The organism is [Muricauda] lutisoli (nom. illeg.), from assembly GCF_017313105.1.
Lineage (GTDB): Bacteria > Bacteroidota > Bacteroidia > Flavobacteriales > Flavobacteriaceae > Flagellimonas > Flagellimonas lutisoli.
On sequence record NZ_JAFLND010000002.1, the window covers coordinates 211,176 to 227,433 of the forward strand.

At 41.8% G+C, this 16,258-nt stretch carries 14 protein-coding genes; 7 read left to right on the top strand and 7 right to left on the bottom strand.

Translation table 11 applies throughout. From position 1 onward, the window contains the following. Positions 1–36: 36 nt before the first annotated feature. The 4 genes from argH to J0X13_RS08310 all read left to right on the top strand — a co-directional run bounded on the left by argH (position 37) and on the right by J0X13_RS08310 (position 6,320). Positions 37–1,320: an argininosuccinate lyase gene (gene argH / locus J0X13_RS08295; RefSeq protein ID WP_207070989.1), complete on the top strand. Its 1,284-nt coding sequence runs from the start codon at positions 37–39 to the stop codon at positions 1,318–1,320. Positions 1,321–1,370: 50 nt separating this feature from the next. Further along, positions 1,371–2,966, top strand: coding sequence for a M1 family metallopeptidase (locus J0X13_RS08300; RefSeq protein ID WP_207070990.1), 1,596 nt, complete (start codon positions 1,371–1,373; stop codon positions 2,964–2,966). A 216-nt stretch (positions 2,967–3,182) separates the two neighbouring features. After that, positions 3,183–4,022, top strand: a complete 840-nt coding sequence (locus J0X13_RS08305; RefSeq protein ID WP_207070991.1) for a DUF5694 domain-containing protein — start codon at positions 3,183–3,185, stop codon at positions 4,020–4,022. A 108-nt stretch (positions 4,023–4,130) separates the two neighbouring features. Further along, a complete protein-coding gene (locus J0X13_RS08310) occupies positions 4,131–6,320 on the top strand; it encodes a DUF5916 domain-containing protein (protein WP_207070992.1) in 2,190 nt (729 codons plus the stop codon). 448 nt (positions 6,321–6,768) lie between these two features. Here the strand turns inward: J0X13_RS08310 and J0X13_RS08315 are convergent, their stop codons facing one another. The 4 genes from J0X13_RS08315 to mvaD all read right to left on the bottom strand — a co-directional run bounded on the left by J0X13_RS08315 (position 6,769) and on the right by mvaD (position 10,753). Then, positions 6,769–7,611 carry a pseudouridine synthase gene (locus tag J0X13_RS08315; RefSeq protein ID WP_207070993.1) on the bottom strand — a complete coding sequence of 281 codons (843 nt, stop codon included), beginning with the start codon at positions 7,609–7,611 and terminating at the stop codon, positions 6,769–6,771. Positions 7,612–7,671: 60 nt separating this feature from the next. Further along, a complete protein-coding gene (locus tag J0X13_RS08320) occupies positions 7,672–8,577 on the bottom strand; it encodes a geranylgeranylglycerol-phosphate geranylgeranyltransferase (RefSeq protein WP_207070994.1) in 906 nt (301 codons plus the stop codon). Between the two features lie 10 nt (positions 8,578–8,587). Then, positions 8,588–9,526, bottom strand: a complete 939-nt coding sequence (locus J0X13_RS08325) for a mevalonate kinase family protein (protein WP_207070995.1) — start codon at positions 9,524–9,526, stop codon at positions 8,588–8,590. 141 nt (positions 9,527–9,667) lie between these two features. Beyond that, positions 9,668–10,753, bottom strand: coding sequence for a diphosphomevalonate decarboxylase (gene mvaD / locus J0X13_RS08330; protein WP_207070996.1), 1,086 nt, complete (start codon positions 10,751–10,753; stop codon positions 9,668–9,670). 93 nt (positions 10,754–10,846) lie between these two features. Here mvaD and J0X13_RS08335 point away from each other — a divergent pair, with 93 nt between their 5' ends. Further along, positions 10,847–11,323 (top strand): TspO/MBR family protein, encoded by a 477-nt coding sequence (locus tag J0X13_RS08335; RefSeq protein ID WP_207070997.1) that lies wholly within the window; start codon positions 10,847–10,849, stop codon positions 11,321–11,323. Here the strand turns inward: J0X13_RS08335 and J0X13_RS08340 are convergent. Continuing rightward, a complete protein-coding gene (locus tag J0X13_RS08340; RefSeq protein WP_242535680.1) occupies positions 11,320–11,874 on the bottom strand; it encodes a DUF1697 domain-containing protein in 555 nt (184 codons plus the stop codon). The two genes, J0X13_RS08335 and J0X13_RS08340, sit on opposite strands and share 4 nt — an antisense overlap. Before the next feature lie 45 nt (positions 11,875–11,919). On the opposite strand from J0X13_RS08340, the gene glpK reads away from it, so the two are divergent. Both glpK and J0X13_RS08350 read left to right on the top strand, forming a co-directional pair. Continuing rightward, positions 11,920–13,416: a glycerol kinase GlpK gene (glpK, locus tag J0X13_RS08345; protein ID WP_207070998.1), complete on the top strand. Its 1,497-nt coding sequence runs from the start codon at positions 11,920–11,922 to the stop codon at positions 13,414–13,416. 35 nt (positions 13,417–13,451) lie between these two features. Beyond that, positions 13,452–14,180, top strand: a complete 729-nt coding sequence (locus J0X13_RS08350) for an MIP/aquaporin family protein (RefSeq protein ID WP_207070999.1) — start codon at positions 13,452–13,454, stop codon at positions 14,178–14,180. Positions 14,181–14,184: 4 nt separating this feature from the next. Here the strand turns inward: J0X13_RS08350 and J0X13_RS08355 are convergent, their stop codons facing one another. Beyond that, positions 14,185–15,450 carry a BaiN/RdsA family NAD(P)/FAD-dependent oxidoreductase gene (locus J0X13_RS08355; RefSeq protein ID WP_207071000.1) on the bottom strand — a complete coding sequence of 422 codons (1,266 nt, stop codon included), beginning with the start codon at positions 15,448–15,450 and terminating at the stop codon, positions 14,185–14,187. Then, on the bottom strand, positions 15,450–16,202 hold the full coding sequence (locus tag J0X13_RS08360) for a glycerophosphodiester phosphodiesterase (RefSeq protein WP_390822019.1): 753 nt from the start codon (positions 16,200–16,202) through the stop codon (positions 15,450–15,452). The genes J0X13_RS08355 and J0X13_RS08360 overlap by 1 nt, the downstream gene beginning before the upstream one ends. Positions 16,203–16,258 lie beyond the last annotated feature (56 nt).

Sequence of the window (16,258 nt, forward strand, 5' to 3'; positions counted from 1 at the left end):
GATTCCCCTTTGTATGGGAATGACAAAACAAAAACTATGAAACTCTGGGACAAAGGATTCAGTACCGATAAAAAAATAGACCACTTTACCGTAGGCAACGACCGCGAATTGGATTTGGTGTTGGCAAAATATGACGTTATCGCCTCCAAGGCACACGCCAAAATGCTGGGCAAAGTCGGACTGATTTCCGAAGATGAGGCCAAAGACCTTGTAAAAGCTTTGGATGCCATCGCCAAGGACCTTGAAAAAGGGAAATTTACGATTGAGGACGATTTTGAGGACATGCACTCCAAGATCGAGTTTATGCTGACCGAAAAATTGGGCGATACAGGCAAGAAAATCCATTCTGCCCGTTCCAGAAACGATCAGGTTTTGGTGGCGATGCAATTGTACCTTAAAGATGAGTTGACAGAGATCAAAAGTCAGGTCAAGGTACTTTTTGATTTGCTGATCAAACTTGCGGACAAACACAAGAGCGTTTTGTTGCCTGGCTACACCCACCTTCAAATTGCAATGCCCTCCTCGTTCGGACTTTGGTTTTCTGCTTATGCCGAGAGTTTGGTGGACGATCTGTACTTTGTACAAGCTGCCCATAAAGTTGCAGACCAAAACCCATTGGGTAGTGCAGCGGGTTACGGAAGTTCTTTCCCCATCGATAGAAGTTTTACCACTGCTGAAATGGAATTCGCCACGCAAAAATATAATGTGGTGGCCGCCCAAATGGGCCGTGGAAAAGTGGAAAAAGCAACCGCTTTCGGTATTTCGAGTGTTGCCGCTACCCTATCCAAAATGGCCATGGACATTTGTCTGTACATGAGCCAGAATTTTGATTTTATTTCCTTCCCGAACGAATTGACCACGGGGAGCAGCATTATGCCACATAAGAAAAATCCCGATGTATTTGAATTGATCAGGGCAAAGTGCAATAAGATTCAAGCAGTACCCAACCAATTGATCATGATCATGAACAACTTGCCCAGTGGTTATCACAGGGATCTTCAACTGGTTAAGGAAGTAATCGTTCCCGCATTGCAGGACATGCATGCCTGTTTGGAAATGATGACCTTCAGCCTAAAGGAAATCAAAGTGAACAAATCCATTTTGGAAGACCCTAAATATGATTATCTCTTTAGTGTGGATACCTTGAACGAATTGGTGAAAAGTGGTATGCCCTTCCGTGATGCCTATAAGACCATGGGCAAAGCGATAGAAAATGGCAACTTTAAACCAAAACGGGACATTGACCACACCCACGAAGGCAGTTTAGGTAATCTGTGTTTGGAGCAGATAAAAGAAAAAATGGAAAAGGTTTTGGCCTAAAATGGATAAATTGGGTTGAAATTTAAGCCCCCGGCTTTCAACTTGATTTTATGTCCAAAAAAATTATACTCAACTTAGCTCTTTTTTTAGGGTTATTCCATTTTTCCGTAGCACAGGATGTTTATGCCAAAAATGAATCGGTAGATGTCCAAAACTATGTTTTTGGCCTTCATTTAAATGACGCATCGAACCAAATAAAAGGGGAAACCCAGGTAACGGTTAAGTTTAAGGATGGAGCGATCCCTTTTTCTTTGGACCTTATCCAAAAATCCGGTGAGTTTGGTATGGAAATCACAAAGGTGATGGAAAACGATTCCCCGGCCAACTATACTTACGCCGACGACAAGGTTAACATTGTTCCGAAGAATTCCAACGATTCGATACAAACCTTTACCATTACATACCAAGGGGTTCCCGAAAGAGGCTTGGTTATAGCATCCACCAAATTTGGCAAGCGCTCCTTTTTTGGCGACAATTGGCCCAACTTGGCCAGGCATTGGCTTCCCTCAGTAGACCATCCGTACGATAAGGCTAGTGTGGAATTCCAGATTACCGCTCCAGACCATTACGATGTAGTGGCAACGGGTAAAAAAGTGGAGGAAAGCAATTTGGAAAACGGCTATAAGCTCACCATTTATAACGAACCTGCCCCTGTAGCCACCAAAGTGATGACCATTGGCGTTACAGAATTTGCTTCGCGATTGGTCGACAATGTGGACGGTATCGAAGTATCGGCATGGGTGTATCCACAAAACCGTTTGGAAGGTTTTGGTGATTACGAGGTTGCCGGAAACGTGCTTGAATATTTTATTGATCATATCGGGCCGTATTCTTACGCCAAATTGGCCAATATGCAGGCCAAAACACAATGGGGAGGACTGGAAAATGCGGGAACCATTGCCTATTTTGAAAATTCGGTCACAGGCAACAAAACAGTGGAACCATTGATCGCCCACGAAATTGCCCACCAATGGTTCGGTAATTCAGCCACAGAGAAAAGCTGGAACCATGTTTGGCTCAGTGAAGGTTTTGCCACTTATTTTTCCATTCTTTATCTCGAGAGCGTATATGGCGACGACCGTAGAAAAAAAGAACTGACGATAGACAAAAAAGAGATTTTTGATTATTACCGAAAAAATCCTGCTCCCATCGTTGACCTCAGCATAAAAGATCCCATGAAGGTTTTGAGTACCAACACTTACCAAAAAGGTGGTTGGGTATTGAACATGCTACGACATAAACTGGGCGATGGTGTATTCTGGGAAGGTATTCGAGCATACTACAACAAATACCAAAACAGCAATGTACTCAGTGAGGATTTCCAAAAATCCATGGAAGAAGTTTCGGGCCAGGATTTAAAACCCTTTTTTGAGCAATGGTTGTTTGTAAAGGGACATCCGCAGATCAAATGGAATTGGGATTACAGTAACGGAAAAGTACATCTAAATATAGAACAAATACAAGACCATCACGTATTTGGATTTCCTTTGGAAGTAGGAATGGTAAAAGATGGCAAACTCACCATCAAAACCATAGAAATAAACCAACGCAGCCAAAATATCCAATTGGAAAGCACGGACCAACCTGATTCCATACTATTGGACCCCAATGAATGGACCTTGTTCGAGGATATGGGAAAATTGTAAAATCCGTCAATTCGTATGCGGTATTGGTCAATTTCCAATGGTACTTTGAATAATAAAATACTAAGTTAAATTGTCGGTGGATATAATAAATCGTTAATGGGAATCATATCCTTTACGATAAGTTCAGCCAACCAGAACTTTACACATAGACAAGGTTATTTCATTTACACTGTAACAATACGCGCGCTCCATCATCCTTAAAAGAAAACCATAACCATGCGCCTGTTTTCTGTTCTTTTCGTTTTAGTATCCACCTTTTCCTTTGGTCAAGACCAACTAAAGGCCCCTTCCGAATTTTATCCCACTCAAAAAACCAAAGTACTGCTTGTGGGTACTTTTCATTTTGATTTTCCTGGATTGGACGAGGTTAAAACAGCGGATGAGAACAAAATCGATGTATTGAAAGAGCCCAAAAAGTCAGAATTGGAAGAACTGGTGGGCTACATTAAAAAATTCAAACCCACCAAAATAGTTATTGAGGCCAGGCCCTCTTGGAATACCATGGAAAAATTCGAAGCTTACAAGAATGGTGAACACAGAAACAGTAGGGACGAACGTTACCAACTGGGTATGCGCATCGCTTCTGATCTGGGATTGGATTCCGTTTATGGAATAGATGCCACTTCGTTGAGCAATGACCTTTACAAACAGGATTCCATGTATTTGAAGCAATTAACGAGCAAGATAAATTGGAAAACCGAAGACCCCTTTTGGGATTATGCTGAGGAGTACTTTGACTATCGGGATAAAAGAATGAAGGATGTACATCTATTGGATTTTATTAAGGCCATGAATACTCGCGAAGGACACAATTTTAATTTTGGACTATACCTAACAGGTTCTATAGCTACAGGTGATGGCCAGGGGGCAGACCATCTTTCCATTTGGTGGTACAACCGTAATGTCCGAATCTTTTCCAAGCTCATCAATATTACCAAAAGTCCCGAAGAACGTATTTTGGTAATATTCGGCAATGGGCACGCTGCTATTTTACGCCAATTATTGGAGGCTTCACCGCAATACGAGTTTGTGGAGTTCAGCAGTCTGGAGAATTAAATCAAACCAATACAAACTCAAAAAATATAAGTCCGGTAGTTTAGGAGCTCTCGTGTTTTATTGTTAAAAATGAAAGTAAATTATTACTTTTGCAGCACTAAACAAACAATGAACAACCGAGCCTTTTTTCCCCCCGTTTTCATGGCACTTGCCATGTTCTTTTGCGTGTTCTCATACGCCCAAAAGAAAAATGCCGATTATAAAATACATTTGTTCAAAACCAACGAAACCTTCACCATCGATGGTGTCGGTGACGAGGATACTTGGCAAAAAGCAGAAGCCGCCGACGACTTTTTTATGGTGTTGCCCATGGACGACCGTAAGGCCACACAACCCTCTGAAGTAAAGATGGCCTATGATGACAAGCAACTATATCTTTTGGCCACTTTTTACAAAACTCCGGGCAATACCTATGTGGTGGAATCACTGCGCAGGGACTTCTCCTTTGGAGGAAACGATAATTTTTTATTGTTCATGGACCCCTTCAACAATCAGACCACAGGATTTAGTTTTGGCGCAAACGCTTATGGCGCACAATGGGACGGCACCATGTTCAATGGAGGCCGTGTAGATCTTAATTGGGACAGTAAATGGGTCTCGGAAGTACAGAATTACGAGGATAAATGGGTAGTGGAAATGGCCATTCCCTTTAAATCCATCCGATACGAAAAAGATGTGACCGAATGGGGCGTCAATTTTTCAAGATTGGATTTGAGCACCAACGAAAAATCGAGCTGGACGCCAATTCCAAGGCAGTTTCCTACAGCCTCTTTGGCCTACACAGGTACAATGGTCTGGGACAATCCTCCCCCAAAACAGGGACTCAATTATTCCATTATTCCCTATGTATTGGGAACCGTGGGCAATTCGAGCATTGAAGATATTACGTATGATGATGAATTTAAGGTAGGGGGTGATATAAAACTCGGTCTAACCTCCTCATTAAACTTGGACCTCACCATCAACCCTGATTTTTCGCAAGTTGAAGCGGACCGCCAAGTTGCAAATTTGACCCGTTTTGAACTCTTTTTTCCAGAAAGACGGCAATTTTTCCTTGAAAATGCCGATTTATTCGCCAGTTTTGGGTACGATGCCATTCGTCCGTTTTTTTCACGTAGAATTGGTTTGGGCGTACCTATTATTGCCGGGGCAAGGGTAAGTGGCAACCTGAACAGGAACCTTCGTTTGGGGTTGATGGATATGCAGACCGACAAAGTGGACGAAACAGGGCTGCCCAGTCAGAACTTCGCAGTGCTTTCGTTACAGCAAAAGGTTTTCTCCCGATCTAACATTGGATTAATGTTCGTGAACAAGGAGTCCTTGGACTACAATGCCCTGGCCGATAGCCTGAAAACGGAATACACCCAGTTCAACAGAAACCTTGGTCTGGAATATAACTTGGCCTCTGCCGACAACAAATACAACGGGAAGGTTTTTATGCTGAAATCGTTCGGACCGGATTCCTCGTACAACGGGTTTGCGCAAGGTGCACATTTAGCCTATAGTAGCCGAAAGTGGAACTGGCGGGTCCAGCAGGAATACATTTCGGAAAACTTTACTTCCGAAGTGGGGTTTGTGCCACGAAACAACTACATCAAAATGGAAGGTTCTGTAGGGTATCTGTTTTTGCCCGCCAGTGAAAAAGTAGTGAGCCATGGCCCTCAATACACCGGTTTTTATTATTTCGACCCGAACATGAATTCCACGGATTATGTTTCCATTGTGGGCTATGCCGTAAACTTTATGGACCGCAGCTCATTGGGTGTCGATGTTTTTAACGAATATGTGCAGCTTTTGGCTCCTTTTGACCCCACCAATACGGGAAAAGAAGAATTGGCGGCAGGTACACAACATCATTGGAATGGGGTGTATTTGCAATACAATTCGCGCCCAAAAAGTTTGTTCACCTATAATATGACCACCCGATTGGGCCGATATTTTTCAGGTGGGTACCGTACCAATATCAATGCGCAATTGGGCTACCGATTTCAACCCTACGTAAGTTTGGGTGCCACACTCAGTTATAACAACTTGGATTTGCCAGACCCTTGGTATACAACCGATTTTTGGCTCGTGGGTACCGAAGCGGATATCACCTTTACCAATAAACTATTTTGGAACACGCTATTCCAATACAACGAACAGAGCAATAATTTCGGAATCAATTCAAGATTACAGTGGCGCTATGCCCCTGCCTCCGATTTATTTTTGGTCTTTAACAATAATGAACAGTTAGCTCCGCTCGAAGGCAATTTATGGTCGTTGACGCTTAAGTTTACGTATTGGTTCAATCGGTAACTGATCAAATCCACCTCCAAGCTTAAATCCATCAATCCAAAAGATGTATTCATCAATTATCAACAGAACCAACCAAATAAATTATCGAACTTAACTGGACGAATCTCTGGAAACAGAACCAAGTAACCACGATAATGAACAATATCAAAACTGTATTCAAAACAATACTTATAATTCTTCTGGTATGTACCATTGCCCCACTTTTGCTAGGTGGGTTTATGCCAATTTTCAGTATTCCGTTTGGTTTCCTGTTTCTTTATTATGTTCTTATTTACTTCCTCATTAACTTTTTAAAAAGGACTAGGCTAGGTAACATTATGATTTACTTACTATTTGTTTTTCCCATTCTCTGGGCAATCATAGACTGGAAAAGCTTGCTTGATTTCCTCCTACAAGGAATTCATCTGGATCTGAGATAGTGTTTGTTAGATAAAATCTCCTAAAAGCATCATTTAATCATCTTCAAATTGATGACTTCCTGCTCCGTCAAGTGCCTCCAATGCCCACGTGGCAGATCTTTTTTGGTCAATCCGGCAAAGATTACGCGATCCAATTTAGTGACATTGTAGTCCAAGTGTTCAAAAATGCGGCGTACAATACGGTTTCTTCCACTATGGATTTCAACGCCTACCTCTCGTTTGGGTGCACCAGGAATATAACTAATGCTGTCCACGGAAATAGGGCCATCTTCCAATTCGAGACCCTCTTCAATTTTATGCAGATCACGTAGGCTTAAATTATTGTCCAAATGAACATGGTAGATCTTGCGCACATTGTGCTTGGGATGTGTAAGTTTCTTGGTAAGGTCACCATCGTTGGTAAAAAGTAGCAATCCGGTAGTATTTCTATCCAAACGGCCAACGGGCAACAAACGGTTGTTGGAGGCACTGGAAATCAGTTCCATTACAGTACGACGACCCTTTTCGTCACTTGTAGTGGTGATAAAGTTCTTGGGTTTGTTGAGCAAAATATACTCTTTCTTTTCCAAGTTGAGCCGTTTTCCATCAAAACGGACATCATCGGAACGTTTAACCTTATACCCCATTTCGGTAATTGTTTTACCGTTTACGGTAACATTGCCCGCAGCGATATAAGTGTCGGCTTCCCTTCGGGAACATATGCCCGCATTGGCAATGTAACGGTTCAATCGAATTTCATCGGGATTTGATGTTTTCCGCGGCGGATTCTGCTTAGGTTTTGAAGAAAAATTTTTGTTGAACGGCTTTTTTCTATCACCGCCCTTGAAGTTTTTAGAAGGCCTTTTGCCCCTACTATTGTCTGATTTCGCCATCAGTCGATTTTTTTGCAAATGTAGTCTTTTTAAGTTCCAAAAAACCTAAAGAACAAAGAATTACAAAATTCGGTTCAACACCACATCCACATCAATCAACAGAATACTAAAAACCCCGGCCACGATAATAAATTTAATGATGTTGTGCAGCCAAACGTAGTGCTTTTTGGTATTTGCTTTCCACAATAAAACCAAGAAGAAAATCAAAAGCGCAATACATGCTATAAAATATAAGTGCATATAACCCACATCGAAAGTCCTGATAAGCAAAAGAGCGGGAATCAATGTCAATGCTATCAATAAGGTAATCATGGATTTTGATACGTTGGGACCGTAAATAATAGGGATGGTTTTATAGTCCTGAGCCATATCCCCGGGCATACTCTCCAAATCTTTGATCATTTCGCGGGCCAAAATCAATAAGAACAAGAAAATCGCGTGCACAAAAATTACGGTCTGGAAATTTTTATAGTAGACAAAGACCACGAAAAAAGGGCTGATGGCCAAAGTGGAAGACACCAAGTTACCCAAAAATGGGATTCGCTTAAGCTTATGGGAGTATATCCATATTCCAAATATATAGGCAGAAAAAAACAGAACCGCCCTAAAAGAAATATAGCTGGCGGCAAACACAGCTAAAAAGTTGAGTATAAAATAGGTGGTAAGCTTAAATCGTTGGCTCACCAAACGATCCAACATACTCTTGGTGGGTTTGTTGATCAGGTCTTTTTCAGCGTCATAAAAATTATTGATGATATAACCACTTGCAATAGTCAGTGCCGAAGCTGTAACAATAAGAAAAAGATTTAGGTCCAAAACCACATCCCTTAAAGGAGTATTGGGTGCCAAAATGTAAATGGAGGCCAGATATTGCGCCAAGGTGATTACAAGAATATTGTAGCCCCGAACCACGGAAAACAGACTCAACAGCTTAAAAAGCAAGAGTTTGTTTTTTCTACTAAGCATGGGATTGCTTTTAGAAGTTGTACACTACTTCCAAAGTATGGCCTTCAAGTGCTTTTTTGGCCTTTTCCAAATCTTGGGTAAAGCCTAAAATATATCCTCCTCCACCTGAACCACAAAGTTTAAGGTAATAATCGTTGGTCTCGATTCCTTTTTGCCAAAGTTGATGGAATTTTGATGGAATCATAGGTTTGAAGTGATCGAAAACCACATGGGAAAGTTGCTTCAAATTTCCAAACAACGACTTTACATTGCCGTTAAGAAAATCCTCAACGCATGCATCTGTATGTTTTATAAATTGGTCCTTGATCATATTTCGGAAACCTTCCTGCTTCATGTTCTCCATAAAGAGTTGTACCATTGGTGCAGTTTCGCCTGTCATTCCACTGTCCAATAAGAAAACGGCTCCTTTTCCCTCGGTGTTTTGAGATGGAATACTAGTGGACTCTATATTATCTTTTGAGTTGATAAGGATCGGCAAGCTCAGATAACTGTTCAACGGATCCAATCCAGATGATTTTCCGTGAAAAAAAGATTCCATTTTCCCAAAAATCTGCTTCAACTGAAGCAATTTTTCTCGGGTCAAGTTTTCCAGAACAGTGATTTTGTCCGTAGCATAACGGTCATAAATGGCAGCGACCAATGCACCACTACTCCCAATTCCGTAACCTTGGGGAATGGAACTGTCAAAGTACATTCCATTAGCTACATCTTTTTCCAAAGCTTCTATATCAAAAGAAACCAAACCTTCTTCCTTAATTTCCAGCACTTTAAGGTACTCAGCATAGGCCTTGAGGCTTTTGTTGGAATCTTGCGCCATTTTGGAATCGTTCTTGTCCCGCTTAAGCGCTCCTTTAAAAAAATTATAGGGAATTGATAGTCCTTTGGAGTCTTTGATTATGCCGTACTCCCCGAACAATAAAATCTTGGAATAAAATAATGGACCTTTCATATAACACTACTAAGATACAAACAAATTTTGTTTAATCTTTTATAAAATTAGATAAACAAATAAATTTTATCCTTAAAAACCTGTTTTCTTTGGTCTAAAATCATGGCAAATAACGTAAAAAAACAGCTTAGCTGTTCATTTTTAGTTATTTATTTTAGTTGCTCCTTGTCCTACCCTGTCATTAATGTAATGCCCATTTTCGCAATGTATGGCCAATTTATCTTTGATAAAATCCTGCACTTTTTCCTTTTCAGATGCTGGATAAAGCAAATGCACATTGGCACCTGCGTCCAGCGTAAAGCATACTGGAGTTTTAGTTTCTTCACGGTATTGCCAAATTTTATTTATGATTTCCAAGGTGTCGGGTTTCATCAACATAAAATAGGGCATGCTGGTCATCATCATGGCGTGCAAAGTAAGCGCCTCACTTTCAACCAACTTAATGAACTCTTCCAAATCACCACTTTCCAATATAGGCCTTAGCTTTTCCAAATTGGAAAATGCCTGTTTAAATCGGTTTTCGGCATAAGGGTGGCCGTGCATCAATTGGTGGCCTACCGTGCTGCTCACTTGTTTTTGTCCTTTATGCACTAAAAGAATGGTGTCGCAATAACTCTTAAAAACGGGGTTCACCCCGAACGGATATACAATGCCGTACAAATCGGAACTCTCGGGTATGTTGGCGTGTTCTCCCCATTGGACTAAATTGCCCTTTATGCTACGACAAGCACTTCCAGAACCCAAGCGGGCCAAAAATGATGCCTTTGCATTGAAAACTTTTTCTTCCATTGTGGGGTTCAATTGTCTTTCAATACCCATTAAACACAACGATAGCGCAGCCATTCCACTTGCCGATGAAGCAATACCGCTGCTGTGCGGAAAGGAATTTGAGGTTTCAATGGTAAAATGATACTCCTTCAAAAAGGGAAGATACATCTCAATCCGCTCCAAAAATGTCCGGATTTTAGGTTTAAAGCCTTCCTTTGGTTTTCCCTCAAAAAACAAATCAAAAGAAAAATCATCCTTACTGTCCTTTTTCTCAAAAGTAACGGAAGTGGTTGTCGCGCAAGCATCCAGCGTAAAACTAATGGATGGGTTGGTTGGAATCTGAACGGGGCGTTTTCCCCAATATTTCACAAGTGCAATATTGCTGGGTGCCTTCCAAGTGACTTTACCTTTTTCGGGCAAATTCTGGTAGTCACCAGTCAAAAAATCATTTTCCGTCATTGAGCGTGGAAGTTTGAACAAATATAAGCAGCAGCAAACTTACTGGAAATCGGATTCAAATAAATTCTTATTTTAGTCAAAGTTGCACCAACCATGAAAAAAAGAATCGTTTACATAACCATAAGTGTTTTGGTCTGCCTTGCTATTGGCTTTCTTGCTAGTATTGCGACCCAGAGCTCCGTTAATGATTGGTACGTTACCTTGAACAAGCCGTCGTTTACCCCTCCGAATTATCTTTTTGCCCCCGTTTGGACGGCATTGTACATTATGATGGGAATTGCAGCGGGCATTGTTTGGTCCAAGGGTTATCACCATATTTGGGTAAAAACGGCATTGTACCATTTTGTGTTCCAGTTGTTGCTCAATGCCTTATGGAGCATAGTTTTCTTTGGGCTTAAAAATCCACTGGGCGGAATGATCGTAATACTCGCCTTGTTGACCATGATCATACTCACCATAAAATGGTTCAAAGTCATAAGCAAACCCGCTGCACTTTTAATGATCCCTTATGTGCTATGGGTGGCCTTTGCCTCTGCCCTGAATTACAAAATTTGGGAACTCAATAGTTAAGAGGATGCCATTTCCAATAGTTTGAGCATTGTTTTATGATTTCGGGTCGTAGCTTCTACTTTTAGCTTTTTTTCAACAAAATTGTTGTTGAGCTTTGCCCTACCATAGCCGTTTTTACAGAAGAGATATACGCAAGTATCGGTAATCCAAAACCTTTCAGTCTCAACCTGAAGCTGATTGAACTGTTCTACCAACTCCTCCTTGGGGACATTTTTCAGCAAAACATAATACAATTTATCTTCTTCAGCCTCACTTAAAAAAGCGTTGGCTTTTAGGATTTGTTCCACATCACCTTTCTGAAGGATCAGGGCAGGAACATGAAATCCAAAATGCTCAAGGATGGAGGATGACATAATTTCCTCAAGTTTATTCCTATCCACCAGATCGCTGTCAAAAATAATATTACCACTTTGGATATAGGTTTTCACGTTTTTTAGACCGTTTTCTTTCAAAACCAGCCTCAAATCGGCCATTTTTATCTTTTTTTGACCGCTTACGTTGATTCCACGTAGCAAAGCTATATATGTATTCTCCATAAAGATGGATTCCAAACCCGAATTAATTTTAGTAAATTCAAACGCACTTAAATTAACAAAATGAATCAATATATCCTTGCCTTGGACCAAGGTACGACCAGTTCCCGTGCCGTGGTCTTTGATCAAAAGGGAACAATTATCTCCGTAGCACAAAAAGAATTCACGCAAATATTCCCCAAACCGGGCTGGGTGGAACATGACCCTGATGAAATCTGGTCGACCCAGGCAGGAATGGCCGCAGAAGCCGTTAGCAAAAAAGGCCTAAAGGCATCTCAAATGGCTGCCATTGGCATTACCAATCAGAGGGAAACGGTCGTAGTTTGGGACAGAAACACAAGCGAACCCATTTACAACGCCATTGTTTGGCAAGATAAACGCACCTCGTATTATTGCGATGAATTAAAAAAAGAAGGCAGATCCACTATGATCAGGGAAAAAACAGGATTGGTCATAGATTCTTATTTCTCGGGCACCAAGGTAAAATGGATTTTGGACAATGTGGAGGGTGCAAGAGAGAAAGCGGAAGCTGGTGATTTGGTTATGGGAACCATCGATTCGTGGCTTATTTGGAAAATGACGGATGGAGGGCTTCACATAACAGATGTGACCAATGCATGCCGCTCCATGCTGTTCAACATCAATACCATGGATTGGGATAATGAGCTTTTGGAATTGTTGACGATTCCCAAAAGCATGCTTCCCGAAGTAAAGCAGTCCAGTGAAGTTTATGGCCATACCACGCCCAATTTATTCGCCACTCCCATACCGATTGCAGGAATCGCGGGGGATCAACAAGCTGCCTTGTTCGGGCAAATGTGCACAAAAAAAGGAATGGTTAAAAATACATACGGTACAGGTTGTTTTATGTTGATGAACATAGGAGAAAAACCGATTGTTTCCGACAACAACCTGCTTACCACTGTGGCTTGGAAAATCAATGGAAAAACGCAATATGCCCTTGAGGGAAGCATTTTTATAGCAGGTGCCGTGGTGCAATGGCTTCGGGATAGCTTAAACATCATAAAAACCTCGGCTGAGGTAGAAAAACTTGCGAGTACGGTGGACAGTACAGAAGGTGTTGTTTTTGTTCCGGCATTTGCAGGGTTGGGTGCTCCCCATTGGAACCAAAAGGCACAAGGAACCATATTTGGGCTTACTCGAGGCAGCACCGATGCCCATATTGCCCGTGCCGCTCTGGAGTCCATTGCCTACCAGACCATGGATATCCTTAAAGCCATGGAAGCAGATTCCGGTATTTCCATAAAAGAACTACGTGTTGATGGCGGTGCCACCGTAAACGATATGCTAATGCAATTCCAAGCCGATGTATTGAACACCGTTACCGTACGACCAAAGATTGTGGAAACCACCGTAATGGGAGCCGCATATTTGGCTGGCTTGGCCGTTGGCTATTGGAAAAGTCAAGAAGAAATACAGGATATTTGGCAAACGGATGTACATTTTAAGCCGACAGAAGAGCGTAAGGCCATTGATCAAGGCATCAAGAGTTGGTACAAAGCCATAAAAGCGTTGGAATTCTGGACAGAGAACCCTTAATTTTCAAATAACATAAACACTAACATTTCCTTTATATGACTCCTTTTGTATCTGAAATTGTAGGTACTTTTTTGCTGATGGTACTCGGATGTGGCGTAAATGCCAACGTATCCCTACAAAAAACCTACGGTAACAGCTCCGGCTGGATAGTAATCACTACGGGTTGGGCTTTTGCTGTTTATACCGGTGTTGTGGTTGCCGGACCTCATAGTGGTGCACATATCAATCCCGCGGTTAGTATTGGATTGGCAGTAGCGGGTGAATTTCCTTGGAGCGAGGTTCCAAGTTATATTTTAGCGCAATTTATCGGAGCTATGTTCGCGGCATTTTGTGTGTGGCTGGTCAACAAAGATCATTTTAACGCGACCGAAGACGGGGGCACTAAACGAGGTGTTTTTTGTACGGCCCCTGCAATCCCGAACACCTTTACCAATCTCTTCTCCGAGGTTTTGGGAACGTTTGTTCTGGTATTTTCCGTGCTTTACTTTACGGATGCGGTCCTATCCACCGAGGATGCAATTATTGGATTGGGCTCGTTGGGTGCTTTGCCGGTTTCCCTTATAGTTTGGGGCATAGGTTTGTCCTTGGGCGGAACCACGGGCTACGCTATTAACCCTGCCAGGGATTTGGGACCACGAATCGTTCATGCGTTATTACCTTTAAAAAACAAAGGCTCCAATGGATGGGGGTATGCATGGATACCTGTAGTTGGGCCTATATTAGGGGCCTCGATAGCGGCATGGATCGCTTTAGCACTACAATAATTTTTTAAGAGGCAATGGCCTGTGCGGCAATATATGCCCCTGTCCATGCATTTTGAAAGTTGAATCCTCCCGTGATGGCATCCACATTGATGATTTCACCAGCAAAATAAAGGTTGGGGTGCAATTTGCTCTCGAAGGTCTTAAAGTTGATTTCTTTTAAGTCCACGCCCCCGGCAGTAACGAACTCTTCTTTAAAGGTGCTCTTACCTTCCACCTTGAACGATGAAGCCGTCAATTGTTCGGCCAATGCTTGTAGTTGTCCTTTGTTAATATCCCCCCAGCGTTCATCGGGCGTTATATTTACAGCTTCCACCAAACGCTTCCACAAGCGTTTGGGAAGTTCTGTCACATTGGTGCGTACAACGGTTTTCTTGGCTTCCAATTCTTTAACCTTCTTGAGGTAGGCCTCCATGGATTCAGTGCTATAATCTGGTAACCAGTTCACTTTTATTCTAAACGAATAATTGAAATCGTGCAGCATATTTGCTCCCCAAGCGGACAACTTTAAAATAGCTGGGCCGCTCAGGCCCCAATGGGTTATCAAAAGCGGACCATCTGAATAAAGGATCGCCTCATCTTTTAATTTACTCTTAAGGTTCAGGCTTTTTTTATCGGTATGGAAAGTTTTTTTTGGCAAGACCTCAACAGCTGCATAGGTACTTATCCCTTGGATGCCTTGAATTCTTTTGTCATTGATATTGAAAGTAAACAGGGAGGGTACTGGCGGTACAATTCGATGGCCCAGATTTTCCAATTGTTTCCAGATTTTGGGATTGCTGCCCGTGGCCACCAATAGCTTTTTGCACTGGTAATGTTTGTTCATAGTAGTGACCTGCCAGCCATCATTTAATTTCTCGATGGCCTTTACGGAACTATTTTTAAGCACTTGAACCCCTAATCGGTCTGCTTCCCCAACCAAACAATCTATTATGCTCTGTGAAGAATCACTTTGAGGAAACACACGGCCATCCTCTTCAATTTTAAGAGGGACGCCCCGTTCTTCAAAAAAGGCCATGACATCTGTGGGAGCATATTTGTGGAATGGACCCAGCAACTCCTTTTCACCTCTTGGATAGTTTGTTGCCAATTCCCTGGGTAAGAACTCACCATGTGTAACATTGCATCGTCCTCCTCCAGACACCTTTACTTTGGAAAGGACGGTTTTTCCCCGTTCAAAAACAGCCACCTTCATATCGGGTGAAAGCTCTGCTATTTGAATGGCTGCATAAAATCCTGCTGCACCACCTCCAACTATGATGACGTCGAACATTATTTCACACGTTCCGGATAATTGGTGATAATACCATCGACCCCAAACTCAATCATTTTTTGAATGTCTTCGGGTTCGTTTACCGTCCATGTGTATACTTTTAATCCTTCTTTTTGGATTATTGCAGTGTTTTCTTTGGTAAGTGTTTTATAATTGGGATTTATGGCAACAGCATTTAGTTCCTTGGCTATAGGTAATGCTTCCAGTGGATCATCGGAGGTCAGCACTGCTATCTTTATATTCTGGTTATATTCCCTCATTTTTTTTAGCTCGTCCCATTTAAAACTGGAGATTACAAAATTTTCTGGGCTCCAACCTCGGTTTTCGATGTAATAATTTATGATGTGATTGACCTTGTCCGCAGTTCCAGCTCCTTTTAGCTCAATATTTAAAGCGACTTGATTATTTATGTGTTTGAGTACACTCTGCAGTACAGGTATTTTATGCCCTCCATCCAACGTAAGCTGTCCAATTTGTGCAATATTGTATTCTTCTATATTGCCACCAGAATTGGAGAGTCTATCTACCGTTTCATCGTGAAAAACAACGATTTCCCCGCTATCTATTTTGAACACGTCGATTTCAATCATATCCACCCCAAGCTCCATGGCTTTCTCTATGGAAGCCAAAGTATTCTCAGTCTCGTGACCCATGGCACCGCGGTGCCCTATTACCAATGGTTTTGATTTGGTCATTTCGCAACTAGTTAAAAGTAGAACGGCTCCAAGAGCTATGAGTAAGTTTTTATTCATTTTGGATTGGTTTTGAACGTTAAAAATACAATTTGACATAGAAACAATTAAAATTA

What these genes read in the sequence shown, in the direction of transcription:
- argH (WP_207070989.1), top strand. Translation starts at nt 37, where the DNA reads ATGAAACTCTGGGACAAAGGATTCAGTACCGATAAAAAAATAGACCAC.
- J0X13_RS08300 (WP_207070990.1), top strand. Translation starts at nt 1,371, where the DNA reads ATGTCCAAAAAAATTATACTCAACTTAGCTCTTTTTTTAGGGTTATTC.
- J0X13_RS08305 (WP_207070991.1), top strand. Translation starts at nt 3,183, where the DNA reads ATGCGCCTGTTTTCTGTTCTTTTCGTTTTAGTATCCACCTTTTCCTTT.
- J0X13_RS08310 (WP_207070992.1), top strand. Translation starts at nt 4,131, where the DNA reads ATGAACAACCGAGCCTTTTTTCCCCCCGTTTTCATGGCACTTGCCATG.
- J0X13_RS08315 (WP_207070993.1), bottom strand. Translation starts at nt 7,611, where the DNA reads ATGGCGAAATCAGACAATAGTAGGGGCAAAAGGCCTTCTAAAAACTTC.
- J0X13_RS08320 (WP_207070994.1), bottom strand. Translation starts at nt 8,577, where the DNA reads ATGCTTAGTAGAAAAAACAAACTCTTGCTTTTTAAGCTGTTGAGTCTG.
- J0X13_RS08325 (WP_207070995.1), bottom strand. Translation starts at nt 9,526, where the DNA reads ATGAAAGGTCCATTATTTTATTCCAAGATTTTATTGTTCGGGGAGTAC.
- mvaD (WP_207070996.1), bottom strand. Translation starts at nt 10,753, where the DNA reads ATGACGGAAAATGATTTTTTGACTGGTGACTACCAGAATTTGCCCGAA.
- J0X13_RS08335 (WP_207070997.1), top strand. Translation starts at nt 10,847, where the DNA reads ATGAAAAAAAGAATCGTTTACATAACCATAAGTGTTTTGGTCTGCCTT.
- glpK (WP_207070998.1), top strand. Translation starts at nt 11,920, where the DNA reads ATGAATCAATATATCCTTGCCTTGGACCAAGGTACGACCAGTTCCCGT.
- J0X13_RS08350 (WP_207070999.1), top strand. Translation starts at nt 13,452, where the DNA reads ATGACTCCTTTTGTATCTGAAATTGTAGGTACTTTTTTGCTGATGGTA.
- J0X13_RS08355 (WP_207071000.1), bottom strand. Translation starts at nt 15,450, where the DNA reads ATGTTCGACGTCATCATAGTTGGAGGTGGTGCAGCAGGATTTTATGCA.
- J0X13_RS08360 (WP_390822019.1), bottom strand. Translation starts at nt 16,202, where the DNA reads ATGAATAAAAACTTACTCATAGCTCTTGGAGCCGTTCTACTTTTAACT.